The sequence below is a fragment of the Pseudomonas sp. BIC9C genome, assembly GCF_034541995.1.
GTDB classification, from domain to species: domain Bacteria; phylum Pseudomonadota; class Gammaproteobacteria; order Pseudomonadales; family Pseudomonadaceae; genus Aquipseudomonas; species Aquipseudomonas fluorescens_CC.
Genome location: NZ_JAWDGM010000004.1, coordinates 366,917 through 380,714 on the forward strand (window position 1 = coordinate 366,917; position 13,798 = coordinate 380,714).

17 protein-coding genes and 2 pseudogenes are annotated in these 13,798 nt (G+C 60.3%); 8 read left to right on the top strand and 11 right to left on the bottom strand.

What is annotated here, in order from left to right:
- Positions 1–88 precede the first annotated feature (88 nt).
- From RS887_RS19495 to RS887_RS19510, 4 genes are all read right to left on the bottom strand, one after another.
- The gene (locus RS887_RS19495; protein ID WP_322616628.1) at positions 89–526 is read right to left on the bottom strand and encodes a DUF3995 domain-containing protein; all 438 of its coding nucleotides are present in this window, start codon (positions 524–526) and stop codon (positions 89–91) included.
- A 101-nt stretch (positions 527–627) separates the two neighbouring features.
- Positions 628–1,641, bottom strand: a complete 1,014-nt coding sequence (locus RS887_RS19500) for an ABC transporter substrate-binding protein (protein ID WP_322616629.1) — start codon at positions 1,639–1,641, stop codon at positions 628–630.
- A 118-nt stretch (positions 1,642–1,759) separates the two neighbouring features.
- Positions 1,760–1,963 carry a hypothetical protein gene (locus RS887_RS19505; protein ID WP_322616630.1) on the bottom strand — a complete coding sequence of 68 codons (204 nt, stop codon included), beginning with the start codon at positions 1,961–1,963 and terminating at the stop codon, positions 1,760–1,762.
- Positions 1,963–2,412 (bottom strand): hypothetical protein, encoded by a 450-nt coding sequence (locus RS887_RS19510; protein WP_322616631.1) that lies wholly within the window; start codon positions 2,410–2,412, stop codon positions 1,963–1,965. The genes RS887_RS19505 and RS887_RS19510 overlap by 1 nt, the downstream gene beginning before the upstream one ends.
- Positions 2,413–2,846: 434 nt before the next feature.
- Between RS887_RS19510 and RS887_RS19515 the strand changes: the two genes are divergently transcribed.
- The 3 genes from RS887_RS19515 to RS887_RS19525 all read left to right on the top strand — a co-directional run bounded on the left by RS887_RS19515 (position 2,847) and on the right by RS887_RS19525 (position 3,855).
- Positions 2,847–3,095: a hypothetical protein gene (locus tag RS887_RS19515; protein ID WP_322616632.1), complete on the top strand. Its 249-nt coding sequence runs from the start codon at positions 2,847–2,849 to the stop codon at positions 3,093–3,095.
- A gap of 160 nt (positions 3,096–3,255) precedes the next feature.
- Entirely contained in the window at positions 3,256–3,486 is a 231-nt protein-coding gene (locus RS887_RS19520) for a hypothetical protein (RefSeq protein ID WP_008020538.1), read from the top strand.
- Between the two features lie 132 nt (positions 3,487–3,618).
- On the top strand, positions 3,619–3,855 hold the full coding sequence (locus RS887_RS19525; RefSeq protein ID WP_015094504.1) for a DUF2789 domain-containing protein: 237 nt from the start codon (positions 3,619–3,621) through the stop codon (positions 3,853–3,855).
- Between the two features lie 5 nt (positions 3,856–3,860).
- Here the strand turns inward: RS887_RS19525 and RS887_RS19530 are convergent, their stop codons facing one another.
- From RS887_RS19530 to RS887_RS19540, 3 genes are all read right to left on the bottom strand, one after another.
- Positions 3,861–4,064: a hypothetical protein gene (locus tag RS887_RS19530; protein WP_322616633.1), complete on the bottom strand. Its 204-nt coding sequence runs from the start codon at positions 4,062–4,064 to the stop codon at positions 3,861–3,863.
- A 128-nt stretch (positions 4,065–4,192) separates the two neighbouring features.
- Positions 4,193–5,800: a methyl-accepting chemotaxis protein gene (locus RS887_RS19535; protein ID WP_416339983.1), complete on the bottom strand. Its 1,608-nt coding sequence runs from the start codon at positions 5,798–5,800 to the stop codon at positions 4,193–4,195.
- Positions 5,801–6,035: 235 nt separating this feature from the next.
- A complete protein-coding gene (locus tag RS887_RS19540) occupies positions 6,036–6,440 on the bottom strand; it encodes a TraR/DksA family transcriptional regulator (protein WP_007935965.1) in 405 nt (134 codons plus the stop codon).
- A 370-nt stretch (positions 6,441–6,810) separates the two neighbouring features.
- On the opposite strand from RS887_RS19540, the gene RS887_RS19545 reads away from it, so the two are divergent.
- From RS887_RS19545 to RS887_RS19555, 3 genes are all read left to right on the top strand, one after another.
- Complete coding sequence (locus RS887_RS19545) at positions 6,811–7,416, top strand: glutathione S-transferase N-terminal domain-containing protein (RefSeq protein WP_322616634.1); 606 nt, start codon at positions 6,811–6,813, stop codon at positions 7,414–7,416.
- A gap of 219 nt (positions 7,417–7,635) precedes the next feature.
- Positions 7,636–8,319 (top strand): response regulator transcription factor, encoded by a 684-nt coding sequence (locus tag RS887_RS19550; RefSeq protein WP_008020526.1) that lies wholly within the window; start codon positions 7,636–7,638, stop codon positions 8,317–8,319.
- The gene (locus RS887_RS19555) at positions 8,297–9,700 is read left to right on the top strand and encodes a HAMP domain-containing sensor histidine kinase (RefSeq protein ID WP_322616635.1); all 1,404 of its coding nucleotides are present in this window, start codon (positions 8,297–8,299) and stop codon (positions 9,698–9,700) included. Before RS887_RS19550 ends, RS887_RS19555 begins: the two co-directional genes overlap by 23 nt.
- Before the next feature lie 126 nt (positions 9,701–9,826).
- On the opposite strand, the gene RS887_RS19560 is transcribed toward RS887_RS19555, so the two are convergent.
- From RS887_RS19560 to RS887_RS19570, 3 genes and pseudogenes are all read right to left on the bottom strand, one after another.
- Positions 9,827–10,237 (bottom strand): SRPBCC family protein, encoded by a 411-nt coding sequence (locus tag RS887_RS19560; RefSeq protein WP_322616636.1) that lies wholly within the window; start codon positions 10,235–10,237, stop codon positions 9,827–9,829.
- A 26-nt stretch (positions 10,238–10,263) separates the two neighbouring features.
- The gene (locus RS887_RS19565) at positions 10,264–11,061 is read right to left on the bottom strand and encodes an SDR family NAD(P)-dependent oxidoreductase (protein WP_322616637.1); all 798 of its coding nucleotides are present in this window, start codon (positions 11,059–11,061) and stop codon (positions 10,264–10,266) included.
- Positions 11,062–11,063: 2 nt separating this feature from the next.
- A pseudogene (locus RS887_RS19570) lies at positions 11,064–11,540 on the bottom strand (aldo/keto reductase); the annotation flags it as partial.
- Between the two features lie 2 nt (positions 11,541–11,542).
- Here RS887_RS19570 and RS887_RS19575 point away from each other — a divergent pair.
- Positions 11,543–12,127: pseudogene (locus tag RS887_RS19575) on the top strand (LysR family substrate-binding domain-containing protein); the annotation flags it as partial.
- A 215-nt stretch (positions 12,128–12,342) separates the two neighbouring features.
- Positions 12,343–13,263, top strand: coding sequence for a LysR substrate-binding domain-containing protein (locus RS887_RS19580; protein ID WP_111289336.1), 921 nt, complete (start codon positions 12,343–12,345; stop codon positions 13,261–13,263).
- On the opposite strand, the gene RS887_RS19585 is transcribed toward RS887_RS19580, so the two are convergent.
- The gene (locus tag RS887_RS19585) at positions 13,184–13,780 is read right to left on the bottom strand and encodes a DinB family protein (protein ID WP_322616638.1); all 597 of its coding nucleotides are present in this window, start codon (positions 13,778–13,780) and stop codon (positions 13,184–13,186) included. The two genes, RS887_RS19580 and RS887_RS19585, sit on opposite strands and share 80 nt — an antisense overlap.
- Between the last annotated feature and the right edge of the window lie 18 nt (positions 13,781–13,798).

Here is a 13,798-nt window from a genome sequence, read left to right on the forward strand (position 1 = left end):
CGCTCCCAGAGGGGTTGCGCTGAACCTTGTGGGAGCGGGCTTGCCCGCGAAGGCGATAGACCTGTCGATACATCAGGACCTGTCTGTCTCAGACCCAGGCCACCGCCAACAACCCGGCCCCCAGCACCACACACAACGGCGAGTAAACCCAAGTGTCCAGCCGGGCAAATTCCGAGCCTTTGACCTCTTTGAAAAAACCCACCAGCTCCGAATCGCCAATGGCCCGGGCAAACAGCAAAATCGCAATTGCGCTGATCACCCACTGCAACGACCAGTGATGCAACGGTGGCAGCCACCACCCCACCCGCCAGCACACCAGCACGGCAATCGACAGCAGTACCGCGGCCACCACCAGTGTGATCCAGCCCCGTGGCTTGAACGCCGGCCGCAGTTGTGCGCTGCCCTCCTGCGGTACGTGCGGGACCGCCGCCACCGCCGCCCACTCACCACCCAACGCCCAATACACATGCACCAGACTGATCACGGCGAAGATCGTCACCAGCCATTGAGCCAACAACAAGGTCATGGTTCAGAGGTCCTTGAAAGGGATTTGAACAGAACAGGCTAGCCGGCTTTTCCCGTCGTGCGCGGGCAAGTGCAAGATCAAAAGTTCATACCGGCGGCCGCTCACATTCCGGTGGCGACTTTATCCGCCACGTCCTTGGGCAGCCAGGCCCGCCAGACGTCCGGATGAGCCTTCATGAACGCCTGCGCAGCCTGGCGCGGCGGTGTATGTTTCTCGCTCATTTCGGCCAGCGCTTTGTTCAGGGGGGCGATCGGAAAGTCGACCTTGGCGAAGAACTCGGCAATCTGCGGGTATTGTTTCTGAAAGGGGGTGGACACCCCGATCGACAGCTTGGAGGCAAGGGAACGGGTCGGCTGCGGATTGGGGTTGTCGGCGTCGGTCAAGGTTTTCCAGGCCTCGGCGTCGAACGGTGGCTCTTCGAGTTGAATCAGCTTGAAGCGGCCAAGCAACGGCGTGGGCGACCAGTAGTAAAACAGCACCGGCTTGCCACGATGAATTGACGAACTGATCTCTGCATCCAGTGCCGCGCCCGAACCACTGCGGAAATTCACGTAGCTGTCGTCCAGCCCATACGCCTTGAGCTTCTGCTTGTTGACCACTTCCGAGGTCCAACCGATAGGGCTGTTGAGGAAACGCCCCTTGGTCGGGGCTTCCGGGTCCTTGAACACGTCTTTGTAACGCGGCAGGTCGCTGACGCTGCGCAGGTCCGGCGCCAGCGGCTTGATGCCCTTGGCCGGGTCGCCCTTGACCACATATTCCGGCACCCACCAGCCTTCGGTAGCGCCCTTGACCGTATCGCCGAGGCTGACGACTTTGCCTTCGGCTTCCGCCTTCACCCAGACCGGGCTGCGACCGGCCCACTCTTCGCCGATGACCTGGATGTCATTGTTGGCCAGCGCGGTTTCCAGGGTGATGGTGGTGCCCGGCAAGGTATCGGTCGACAGCCCGTAGCCCTTCTCGACAATGATACGCAGGACATCGGTAATCAGGCTGCCGCTTTCCCAGTTCAGGTCGGCGAAGTGGATGGGTGTCTGGGCGGCCAACGCCGGGGCCGGTGTCGCCAGCAAACCGAAAGTGGCCAGGACAGCAGCCAGCAACCGTCGAAATCCGTTCATGCTTTTGCACCTCGTGCTGTTCACAGCAATAGCAGGATGGCCTGGCAGCAGACCGCGAAGCCTCTGAATACTCAGTTCATTGACTGTAGTAGAGGTTCCTGCTTTCGAGGTGCGTGGATCAATTTTCGGAAGTTTCCTGCAATCGCATCAACTCTCGCCTGACCATGCTGGCGTACTCCGCCGGTTGCAGTTGGTAAAGCTGTGACGCCACCCAATTCAGCCAGGCTCCTTGCAGAATGGTCTTCTGCCCGAACAGCCGCCGCGCGTCGTCTTGTGCGCTGACCAGGTTGTGCTCGTGGAAATCGGCGCGGGTCAGGGTCATCACTCGCTGGCCTTGAAGGTCACCAGCTCGCCCTTGCGCCACTTGGCCGCTTTGGCGGTCACGGCTTTCAGGGTCTTGGTCAGGCCTTCCTGCAACTGTTGATGGGCGGCAAACACCGTCACCACGCTGTGCCCCTCCTTGAACACAATCCCCTGACCGTCGGCCGTGGTCACGAAGGCGTAATCGCCAATTCCGTAAACCGTCAGCTTGATGTCGCGGAACCTGATGTCCAGCTTGCCGCCTTCGCGACTGGGCAGCACCGAAGCGCTGAAATGATCGCCGACCTTGAGTTTGAGTCCGGGTTTGTCGTCCACCACCAGGGCCGATTCGGTGTCGATTTCGGCAATGTAAATGCCTTCAGCGTTCTGTTCGGTGAGGTAAACGAAACGTGACTGAAACTGCTTGACCAGCTTTGCGCGCAAATCACCCAGCACGAACAAAGCATGCATATCGAGATTACTTACTGCCAAGGAAACATCCCCACATCTGAAAAATGGTGTCGTGCGCGAAAAATAAACGCACAGCCAAAAAAGCGGCAATGCCGAAGGTGTAGCCAAAGAACCCGGATTGATGTCCTGAATGAGTAGTGCACTCATTCATCACGAAGCTTGAGAAGACTACTGAAACGTCACTCGTGTCGTCCTGGCTGGCGTTCGTCACAGGTTGAAGGAAAACTCCCTTCCTGCTGCCAGAAAATTATGGACTATCAACTTCGGGGAAAAATCTCATCAAGAAAAAATCTTTTCCTACATATCGTGCGTAAAAAATTGCTTTAGATAAACATCATTCACCCACCAGTGAGGGTGATTCTAGAGCAGCGATGCTCTTGGAGACTAGCCAAAACGACGTACATACGTCGGTAAAACAATGAAAAGGACTTCATATGTGCATGCTGACCCACTTTGCCTATCCCTTGGTGCCTGACTCGGAAACCGCGCCGATCTCGCCCCCGGCACGGTTCCGCCGCCACGAACCGCTTCCCGATGTCCCGCCCCGCCCGCGATTTCAGGTGGTGATGGCGGGCATTGCCTTCTTTCATATCAAGGAAATTTCTACAGGCTACGTAAGAGGTTTCCGAGCCAATCATAACGAAGCCTGCGCCCTCGCCCGGCTTCTGGAGTCACACAGTTGACATGCCCACCGAGCGCCTTTCCATGGACGTTTGGTCTGCCCGTCGACTTATCTCAGCCGTCGACGGGCAACTACTGCCATACTGCCTGCCCAATAAAACGGATCCGGAAAAATCGGGTTACGTTGACAACAACAATGTATTTCCAGGGGAAGTCTGCAACGTGACGGAATTTGATATCGGCGAGTTTTTTATCCGGGGTGAAGCCAGAGAAATCGACGGTGAATTCCAGGCCGTGATTGTCATGCGCGCCAAACCACCGTTAAAGACCGTGACGTATCACCAGGTCGAAAAGGATCGCTGGTTCAAAACCCCGGATGTCGCCGCCATTGCGGCCCAGGAATCGGCCCGGGAACTGAAGGCGGCGGTCGATGCAGGGGCACTGAAAGCCTGATTGTCGGTTTGGCGGTCTATGCTCACTGTTGCGCTTGAACATCGCGATCGAACTCCACCCGTGCAGCACCCTCGAAGCCTGGGTACCGCGCGTTGCCCCTCGACCCGACTGATGACCTGCAAGGAGATGAAGATGGAATCACCGACACACGACTTGAAAGGCCTGTTCGACCAGCTCGGCCTGGACTCCAGCCAGAAAGCGATCGACGACTTCATTGCCGGCCATTTCCTGCCTGACGACAAGAAGCTCATCGACGCCGAGTTCTGGTCACCGCAACAGGCCGGCTTCCTCAAAGAACAATTACGCGAAGACGCCGACTGGGCGCGGGTGGTCGACGACCTGAACCTGCGCATGCACCAGACGCACTGACCGCCTCAATGCAGGCTGCCAGGTCTTTCGGCGTTCAATTGCGCCAACCAGGCAGCCCTGCACTCTTCCGCTTCGTCTCGACTGGAGAACGCCGTGCCCCGGCGCTCGCCATTGAGCAACACCACCCAGCACACCTTGCGCCCCATGGAGCGCAGATTGGCAGGTACTCCGCTGCCGATCATGACCGCGACATCAACTTTGCCTTGCATGCTGACCTCTCGAACTTCATTAGCAACCTAATTAATAGATATGTTAATTAGTCTTTCGCCGAGGAAACAGCAAAACCCTGCACAGGTTAATTGCAAAATGTGTAACAGTTGCCCGGCAGCCGGGGTTTCTAGCGCGGCTTTTCCAGTTTGTAGCCCAGGCGCAAACCGCCCCAATGCCGGCCCTTGAGCATGATCGGCACCGAGAGATCGTGCATCAACTCTCCGGTGTCGCGGGTATAGGTTTGCAGCAGCACAGCCTTCTGATGACTGCCACAGCGGATCCCGGTGCGGTCGGCGAACTTGCGCTTGGTCCGGTTCTGCAAGGCGTCGATCTGCGCGTCGCCCGTCAACGGCTGACTGAACGCATGGTTGTGGGTCGGCACATAACCCTGCTGGGTGCAGGCGATGGCGAACACCAATCCTTCGTGACGCGGTAACAACGGCTCCTGGATGGTTGGCAAAACCTGATCGGTGTAGCGGTCGAAACGCGTCTGGTACTTGGCCGGGCTGGTATCGGGGATGACCTGGTAATTGCGGTCGAACAAGTCGTCGAGACTGATTCGACCGGTGTCGATATCCGCCTCGAAACGCGCTGCGATCTGGCTCGCGCCTTCCCGGGCCAGGTCAAAGATCCGCTGGTGATAGTCATCCAGTCCCACCTCGGCAAGACGCTCGCTGATGGTTTCCGCCTGCCCTTCCATTTGCACCGCCGCTTGGGCCAGACGTTGAGTCTGCTGGTCGCTGACCGCCAGGTCGCTGCGCATCTGTTCGATGGCGTGAAACAGGCTGTCGAGCTGTTCACGGTTGGTGTCTGCCCCTCGGGCGATTTCTCCGACCTTGGACTCGACACTGGCCGCCAGACGGGCAATGTTCTCCAGGTGCTGCCCCGTCCGTTCGACCTGCCCGACACCGGTGTCGAGGTCGCTGGACAGTTGGCGGATCTGCTCCACCACCTGCGCCGTGCGTTGCTGGATATCGGCCACCATCTCGCCGACTTCACCCGTGGCGGCCGCCGTGCGGGCGGCGAGCCCACGAACCTCGTCGGCCACCACGGCAAACCCGCGACCGTGCTCCCCCGCCCGCGCCGCTTCAATGGCGGCATTCAACGCCAACAGATTGGTCTGGCTGGCGATGGACTGAATCACCAGGGTCACGCGCTGGATATCATCGCTGCGCAGGCTCAAGGCTTCGATCAGTTCACGGCTGTTGCTGGCGCGCTGGCTGAGTTGATGCATGCGCGCAATGGACTCGATCAGTTCCGTACGCCCGACCGCGCCACTTTGATGAGCCTCGCTGGCGGCACTCAACGCCTGGCGACTGAGCGTCGAGGCGGCGTGTTCGGTGGTGATCATGACCTCGGCGTTGCTGACGATCCGGGCCGCCGCCGTGAGCTGCGATTGCAGCTTTTCCGCCAGTTGTCGAACCGAAAACGCCACACCGGCAGCCGATAGCGCGTTATGACTGGTGGTGTAGGAAAGATCGCGAGTCAACTCGCCGATGGCATCGGAGTTGTCGGGGCAAGCAGCCTCCGGGGTCGCGCGCGAACGCAGGCGAGGCAACCAGACAATCAATACGGCCAGGGGCAGGCCAAGGTAGAGCGACCAGTCGCCCAGCGTCATGCCACATAACAACAGCATCAGGGCGATGCTTTGCAGCGTCGGTGTCAGCCAGCGGTTTTTCGGCAACAGCACTGGTGCAGGCACTGCCGCAACCAGAGACCCGTCTCTCGTCATCATCGTCACCCCGGAAAGCTTCTAATTGTTGTCTTCGCATTAAACGCCACCATAAGGCCATTATCCATGAGCCTTTAGTCGCGAACGTTGCAGCAGATCAATAGAAGAACCGGGAAATCGAAGACGGCAGAAAACAAAGATCGCAGCCTGCGGCAGCGTCCTGCTTCAATTGCGCAGGAGCTGCCACAGGCTGCGATCTTTTCAAGGCAGCCCGGATCAAAAGGGCTGCCTCGCAGAATCAGGCCTGACGCTGGTGCTTGTCGATTTGCTCGTGACGTTCCTGAGCTTCGATGCAGTACTTGGTGGTCGGGCTGATCAGCAGGCGCTTGAGGCCAATCGGCTCGCCGCTGTCGTCGCACCAGCCGAAGCTGTCTTCCTTGATGCGTTCCAGCGCTTGTTCCAACTGAGGCAGCATGCGCTGGTCGCGATCGATCGCGTTCACCAGCCAGGTGCGCTCTTCTTCGACCGAAGCCGCGTCTGCCGGATCGGCCGGGGTGTCCAGGCTTTCGATGGCGATGCGGTTCTGTTCGATGCGCTCATGGGTTTCGACTTTCATGTTCTGCAACAGCTCGGAGAAAAAAGCATGTTGCTCGGCATTCATGTAGTCATCCGCCGGCATGGCCAGCAACTTGTCCTTTGTCATTGATATCTCTATAAAAAAACGTGCATTAAGGCGAATAAGGGAGCGTTCCGGCAGACCTGGGCAGGCCATCGGAAAGGCGCCGTTTGTTCCAAGCGCCACCCGGCACTCAATTTACGAGGGGCGGCAGTCTAAGGCCGACTTGAGGCCTCAGCAACTGAAAAGACAGCGAATTTGTCCGACAAAGCCCTGAAAATGCTCTACGGCAGGCTTTGAGGCGGTAATCGGAGTGCGTTTATAGCAAGAAATTCAATCGAGCGGCTGTATATAGAAGACAAACGGCTGGCACCGGGCATTTTTCACGGTCATTTGCAGGGTTGCGAACCTCAGCTAAGGTTGTCCCTCCCGAAATGGCCATATAAAGGAAAGGACCATGAAGCTGATCGGTATGCTGGACTCGCCCTATGTAAGGCGCGCCGCCATTTCTGCCAAACGCCTGGGAATCACGCTGGAACATCAGTCGGTCTCGGTGTTCCGCCACTTCGAACAGTTCCGGCAGATCAACCCGGTGGTCAAGGCGCCCACGCTGGTGCTGGATGACGGTGAGGTGTTGATGGATTCGACGCTGATCATCGACTACCTGGAAACCCTGGCCCAAAAAAGCCTGATGCCCGCCGAACCGGGTCAACGCCTGCGTGCGCTGCGCCTGATTGGCCTGGCGTTGGCCGCCAGCGAAAAGTCCGTGCAGCTTTACTATGAGCGCAACCTGCGGCCGGCGGAGATCCAATTCGAACCCTGGGTGCAGCGGGTCGAAGGACAGCTGACGGCAGCCTATTCGGCGCTGGAGCGGGAGCTGGAAAATCAGCCGCTGAAGACTGACGGCGCGATTGAGCAGGACGGCATTACCCTCGCCGTGGCCTGGAGCTTTACCAACCTGGTGGTGCCGGATCAGGTGAGTGCGGCGCAGTTCCCCCGGATCGCCGCATTCACGGAGTATGCCGAAGGGCTTGAGGTGTTTGTGGATACGCCGATTGAATAGGTGGACTCGCTTCGCCTGACCTACCGTTTTCGTCGGAACGCCGCCCGGAGCAGGCTCGCTCCCACAGGGGATTGCATTCTCTTGTGGCAGCAAGTTTGCTCAGCGGGCTTATGCATTGGCCGAAACCCGGAATGCCCATGAACTTTTATTTAGAAAGCCTGCGAGCATTTCTTGGCAAAATGCCGCACAACGTTGTGAACATTTAATCAGGCCAGCCCCATGACCCGCATCTTGACCATCGAAGACGACGCCGTGACCGCCCGGGAAATTGTCGCCGAACTGAGTAGCCACGGCCTCGACGTCGACTGGGTCGACAATGGCCGCGAAGGGCTGGAACGTGCGGTCAGCGGCAACTATGACCTGATCACCCTCGACCGCATGTTGCCCGGGCTCGATGGCCTGGCGATTGTCACCACGCTGCGGACCATGGGCGTGGCCACGCCGATCCTGATGATCAGCGCACTGTCCGACGTCGATGAGCGTGTGCGCGGCTTGCGCGCCGGCGGCGACGACTACCTGACCAAACCCTTCGCCACCGATGAAATGGCTGCCCGGGTCGAAGTCCTGCTGCGCCGGCAGAATACCGTGACCGCCCAGGCCACCACGCTGCGGGTGGCGGACCTGGAGTTGAACCTGATCAGCCACGAAGCCAGCCGCGACGGTCAGTTGCTGACGCTATTGCCCACCGAATACAAACTGCTGGAATTCCTGATGCGCAATACCGGGCAAATCCTCTCGCGGATGATGATTTTCGAGGAAGTCTGGGGTTACCACTTCGACCCTGGCACCAACCTGATCGACGTCCACATCGGTCGTCTGCGCAAGAAGATCGACCCGCCTGGCAATGTCCCACTGATTCGGACCGTGCGAGGCTCGGGTTATGTCATTGCCGAACCCGTCTAAAGGCTGGCGCTCCTCCAGCAGTCGTCTGCTGGCGCTCTACAGTTCGCTGTTCGTGATCTGGAGCGGGATTCTCATGGGGGTCATGTACTACGAGGTTTCCGCTTACCTGGACAACCTGGCCAAGCATTCGCTGATGCAACGCCAGCACCTGTTCTCGCGCTTCTCGGGCGAGCAACTGGTGGACGCCCTCGCCGTGAGCATGACCTTCGACATCCGCGGCATCGACGCCTACGGCCTGTTCGATGCCCGGCACCGTTACCTGAGCGGCGCCCTGCGCTACATTCCGGACGGCTTGCCGCTCGATGGCAGGATCCACACGCTGCGCGACTGCGACGCCTCCGACGACAGCGGCGAGCAGACGCTGCCCGCCGACAGTTGCGATGCCGTGGCGACCCCCACCCTCGACGGCCGCTGGCTGGTGCTGGTGCGCGACAACGGTTCGCTGTTCGCCGTGACCCGAATCATCCTTCACGCCCTGTTCTGGGGCGTGACCCTGACCATCGTGCCAGGCATCGTCGGCTGGTATCTGCTGCGGCGCCGGCCGTTGCGACGCATTCGCGCCATCCAGGCCAGCGCCGAAGCCATCGTTGCTGGCGACCTGAGCCGGCGTTTGCCGCTGTCCAATCGGCGTGACGAACTGGACATGCTCGCCGCCATCGTCAACGCCATGCTCGAACGCATCGAGCGCTTGATGAACGAGGTCAAGGGCGTGTGCGACAACATCGCCCATGACCTGCGCACGCCCCTGACCCGCCTGCGCGCACAGCTTTACCGCATGCAGCAGCAAGCCGGCGAAGGTTCACCGCAGGCCCTGCAACTGGACCTGGTGCTGGCCGAGGCCGATACGTTGATGGCGCGTTTCCGTGGCTTGCTGCGGATTTCCGAACTGGAAGACCGCCAGCGCCGCTCCGGTTTCGTGCAACTGGACCCGGTGGCGTTGTTGCAGGAACTGCATGAGTTCTATCTGCCCCTGGCGGAAGACGACGGCCTGGTGTTCCAACTGCACCTGCCCGCGTCGTTGCCACCCCTCAATGGCGACCGGGCACTGCTGTTCGAAGCCGTGGCGAACCTGTTGAGCAACTCGATCAAATTCACCCCGCCCGGCGGCGCAGTGATCTTGCGCGGGGTCAACGATGGCGGGCACACGCGCATCGAAGTGCTCGACTCCGGCCCGGGCATTCCCGAGGCGGAACGTGAAGCGGTGTTCCAGCGTTTCTATCGCGCCGAGGCGGGCAATCAGAAAAGCGGCTTCGGGCTGGGGCTGTCCATCGTCGCAGCAATTGTCAGCCTGCACGGGTTTACGCTGGAGGTGGGCAGCAGTGAACTGGGAGGCGCGCGGCTGGTGCTCGATTGTCGGGAGAGTTTGATTCCTCAAGCCTGACACCACTGTAGGAGCGAGCTTGCTCGCGAAAAATGCCGGGGCACCGCGGGGATTCAGACAGCCCGCGTTATCGTTGACGTCCATCGCGAGCAGGCTCGCTCCTACAGGGGATTGGTGTTTTGACGGTCAGGCCGGATAATTGGCCCGCAACGCCTCGAGCCCACCCTGATAGATCCCGGTAAACAACGCCACCACTTCCTCGTTGCTCACACCCACCGGTTCGAACCGACCGGACCAGGTCACCCGCGCGCCCTCGCCTTGTGCTTGAACCTTGATCGTTGCCAGATAATCAGTCGCCGGAAAGGGTGCCTGCAAAATCGAGTAGCTGTAGGTTTGGCCCGCGTTGTCGAAGGCTTGCAGGCGTTCGATGACCACCGCACCGTCCGCCGTTTGCAGGCTGCGCACGCGCCCGCCTTCGCTGAGTTCGCTCTTGGGGATGAACGGCAGCCAGTCCGGCAGCGAGTTGAAACCGCCAATCAATTGCCAGACCTGGTCGGCCGAAGCCGGGATGTCGATATAGGCTGATGCAGTTGCCATGTAATGCTTTCTCCAATCAATAAGGTTCAGATGGCCAGGCTGTCGACGACACCGCCGTCGACCCGCAGGGCTGCGCCGGTGGTGGCCGAGGATAGCGGCGAAGCAATGTAGGCCACCAGGTTCGCCACTTCCTCGACATCCGCTACCCGCTGGATGATCGACGTTGGCCGGGCGCTGCGCACGAAGGCGTCGGCTTCTTCGCGAACGCTGCGCCCCGATTCGGCAGTGGCGTCCTTGAGCATCTGCTCCACGCCGTCGGTCAATGTCGGCCCCGGCAGGATCGCATTGACCGTCACCCCGGTGCCCGCGAGCCGCTTGGCCAGCCCATGGGACACCGCCAGGTTGGCGCTTTTGGTCACGCCGTAGTTGAGCATGTCGGCCGGTATCGCGATCCCGGATTCCGAAGACAGGAAAATCACCCGCCCCCAACCCTGTTTGACCATGTCCGGCACGTAATGCCGGGACAGGCGCACACCGGAGATTACGTTGATCTCATAGAACCGCGTCCACTCGCTGTCGGGGGTGTCAAAGAAATCAACCGCGTTGTAGATCCCCAGGTTGTTCACCAGGATGTCGGCCCGTGGCTCGGCGGCGAACAGTTTTTCCGCACCTTCGAGCGTTCCGAGATCGGCAGTCAGCCCACGCAATTGAGCACCCGGCACCTGCTGGCGAATGTTCGCCACCGCCTGCTCGACCTTGGCCGTCTCGCGGCCGATCACGACCACCGTGGCGCCGGATTCGGCCAGCGCCTTGCTGATGCCCTGGCCAATGCCGGCGGTGCTGCCGCTGACAATGGCGAGTTTTCCAGTCAGATCGATTTTCATACTCATGCTCCAATGATCGGCAAAGGTGCGCGCTCGGACACCAGTTTCGCTTCGCGCATTGCTTGCCAGAAGGCTGCTGGGATCACCGCTGACAGCGCGGCGACATCTTCGACAATCCGCTCAGGGCGGCTGGAACCGGGAATCACCGCCGCAACGGCGGGGTTAGCCAACGAGAACTGCAATGCAGCCGCCTTGATATCAACACCATGGGCCGCCGCGATACGTTTGATCTGCTCGACCTTGCTGATGATCGCCGGGCTGGCCTTCTGGTATTCGAAGTGTGCGCCGCCGGCCAGAATGCCCGAGCTGTAAGGACCGCCTACCACGATCTCGACGCCCTGCGCCAGGGCGGCGTCCATCAAGCGCTGCAAGGCGCGATCATGGTCGAGAAGAGTGTAGCGACCCGCCAGCAGAAAACCGTCCGGCTGCGCCTCGCTCAGATCAAGGGTCAGCTCGCAGGGCTCAACCTTGTTCACGCCCCGGCGTGCTGCCCAATGCCTTGCGCGTGCTGCGGGTCGACCGGCCGAACGTACACGTGGCGCTTTACAATCTCAGCTCGACAGAACAGCTCGAAGGCTTGCGCCAACGTAGCCTGGATATTGCCCTGGTCAGCGAACCACCGACCGATGACGACCCGGACTTGCTGGGTTTTCAAGTGCTGGACGACCCGATGCTGCTGGCCCTGCCCGAGCACCATCGGCTGGCGCAGCAGCCCGTGCTGACCCCGGCCGACCTCGCCGACCAGGAGTGGATCGGCGTGCAGCACCGGCAGAACGCCAGCTGCCACGACGACTTCGTCAGCGCCTGCATCCGCGCCGGCTTCACCCCGGATATCCGCATGCAAGCCACCGAACCCTTCACCGCATTGGGGCTGGTCGCGTCGGGGCTGGGCATCGCGATGATCCGGAAAGGCCTGAGCCGCAACGCCCCGCCGGGGGTGGTACTGCGGGAGGTGCCGTGGATTTCCTTCACCACGCCATTGTGGGCGACGTGGCACCGGATCAACCTGCGGCCGCTGGTGGAGACATTCAGGAAAGTGCTGACCGAACCAGAGTCGGTTGACTGAAACCTTGTGGCGAGGGAGCTTGCTCCCGCTCGGCTGCGCAGCAGTCGTAAATCCACTTCACGCGAATAACCTGAATGAACACGCCGACAGGTTTTGGGGCCGCTGCGCGACCCGGCGGAGCAAGCTCCCTCGCCACAAGTGCGGTACACACAGGTTCCTTTTCATGGGTTTGATGCTTTACTGAGAAGACTCAAAAAACCACCGAGAGCCCCGGCATGAACCGCAACGACCTGCGCCGCGTGGACATGAACCTCCTGGTGATTTTCGAAACCCTGATGTTCGAGAAGAACCTGACCCGGGCCGGGGAAAAGCTGTTCCTCGGTCAGCCCGCTGTCAGCGCGTCGCTGGCAAAGTTGCGCGATCTGTTCGACGACCCGTTGCTGGTGCGCAACGGACGAACCCTGGAGCCGACCCCGAGGGCATTGCAGATTCTCAAGGAATTGCAGCCGGCGATGGACACCATTTCCGGTGCAGTCAGCCGGGCCAAGGATTTCGAGCCCTCCACCAGTCGCGACGTGTTTCGCATCGGCCTGTCCGACGACGCCGAATTCGGGCTGTTTCCGCCGCTGCTCAAGCAGATTCGCGAGGAGGCGCAGAACGTCGTGGTGGTGGTGCGCCGGGTGAATTACCTGCTGATGTCGTCGATGCTGGCCAGCGGCGAGATTTCCGTCGGCATCAGCTACACCACGGAATTGCCGGCCAACGCCAAGCGCAGGAAATTGCGCGACTTGAGCGTAAAGATCCTGCGCGGCGATGACCGTCCCGGACCGTTGACCCTGGACGAGTTCTGCGAACGCCCCCACGCGCTGGTGTCGTTTTCCGGGGATTTGAGCGGCGCCATCGACAACGACCTGGCACGGATCGGCCGTTCGCGCCGGGTGGTGCTGGCGGTGCCACAGTTCGCGGGGTTGCGGGCCTTGCTGGCGGGTACTGACATGCTCGCCACCGTGCCGGACTACGCGGCCAGTGCGTTGATAGAAGGCAGCAGCCAGTTGCGGGCGGACGATGCACCCTTTGATATCAACCTGTCCGAATTGTCGATGGTCTGGAACGGGGTCAACGATAACGATCCGGCAGAACGCTGGTTGCGCTCGAAAATTGTACAGCACATGGCGGTTCCACTGCCGGCACGCTGACCGGGCGGAACAGGAACGGCTCGGACTCGCGCAGGTACACCGGCATGTCGGTGACCGGTGGCATGGCCGGGATCTCGAAGTACATCTGCACCACCCAGCCACGGTGATAGCTGGCGTGATTGACCACGTGCATCAGCATCGCGCCGGCACTCATGACGCCACTTTCGCCCGAGACAAAAGTGAACTCCACAGGCTTGTCCAGAGAGGCATCGGTTTGCCGGGCGCTCCAGTCGCAATACCAGCGATCGATCTCTTTTTGCGCCATGCGCAGTTCGGACAGATCGGCATGCAGCAGATCATGTGAAGTCTTGAAGTTATGCCCCCGGCCTTCAAGGTGCGCTCGCCAGATGCAATCCACCACATAGACATGATTGAGAGTGCCGATCATGTTTTTGAACACCGACACCCGTTCTTTTTTGACTTCGCCTGGAGGGAGCGCTGCAAGGCTGTCAAAGAGGCGCTGATTGGCCCAGCGTTTGTAATCGGCCAGCAGACAGGCAGTGCGTACGGTGATCATCAGAATTCTCCGATGGCG

What these genes read in the sequence shown, in the direction of transcription:
- RS887_RS19495 (WP_322616628.1), bottom strand. Translation starts at nt 526, where the DNA reads ATGACCTTGTTGTTGGCTCAATGGCTGGTGACGATCTTCGCCGTGATC.
- RS887_RS19500 (WP_322616629.1), bottom strand. Translation starts at nt 1,641, where the DNA reads ATGAACGGATTTCGACGGTTGCTGGCTGCTGTCCTGGCCACTTTCGGT.
- RS887_RS19505 (WP_322616630.1), bottom strand. Translation starts at nt 1,963, where the DNA reads ATGACCCTGACCCGCGCCGATTTCCACGAGCACAACCTGGTCAGCGCA.
- RS887_RS19510 (WP_322616631.1), bottom strand. Translation starts at nt 2,412, where the DNA reads ATGCATGCTTTGTTCGTGCTGGGTGATTTGCGCGCAAAGCTGGTCAAG.
- RS887_RS19515 (WP_322616632.1), top strand. Translation starts at nt 2,847, where the DNA reads ATGTGCATGCTGACCCACTTTGCCTATCCCTTGGTGCCTGACTCGGAA.
- RS887_RS19525 (WP_015094504.1), top strand. Translation starts at nt 3,619, where the DNA reads ATGGAATCACCGACACACGACTTGAAAGGCCTGTTCGACCAGCTCGGC.
- RS887_RS19530 (WP_322616633.1), bottom strand. Translation starts at nt 4,064, where the DNA reads ATGCAAGGCAAAGTTGATGTCGCGGTCATGATCGGCAGCGGAGTACCT.
- RS887_RS19535 (WP_416339983.1), bottom strand. Translation starts at nt 5,800, where the DNA reads ATGATGACGAGAGACGGGTCTCTGGTTGCGGCAGTGCCTGCACCAGTG.
- RS887_RS19540 (WP_007935965.1), bottom strand. Translation starts at nt 6,440, where the DNA reads ATGACAAAGGACAAGTTGCTGGCCATGCCGGCGGATGACTACATGAAT.
- RS887_RS19545 (WP_322616634.1), top strand. Translation starts at nt 6,811, where the DNA reads ATGAAGCTGATCGGTATGCTGGACTCGCCCTATGTAAGGCGCGCCGCC.
- RS887_RS19550 (WP_008020526.1), top strand. Translation starts at nt 7,636, where the DNA reads ATGACCCGCATCTTGACCATCGAAGACGACGCCGTGACCGCCCGGGAA.
- RS887_RS19555 (WP_322616635.1), top strand. Translation starts at nt 8,297, where the DNA reads ATGTCATTGCCGAACCCGTCTAAAGGCTGGCGCTCCTCCAGCAGTCGT.
- RS887_RS19560 (WP_322616636.1), bottom strand. Translation starts at nt 10,237, where the DNA reads ATGGCAACTGCATCAGCCTATATCGACATCCCGGCTTCGGCCGACCAG.
- RS887_RS19565 (WP_322616637.1), bottom strand. Translation starts at nt 11,061, where the DNA reads ATGAAAATCGATCTGACTGGAAAACTCGCCATTGTCAGCGGCAGCACC.
- RS887_RS19580 (WP_111289336.1), top strand. Translation starts at nt 12,343, where the DNA reads ATGAACCGCAACGACCTGCGCCGCGTGGACATGAACCTCCTGGTGATT.
- RS887_RS19585 (WP_322616638.1), bottom strand. Translation starts at nt 13,780, where the DNA reads ATGATCACCGTACGCACTGCCTGTCTGCTGGCCGATTACAAACGCTGG.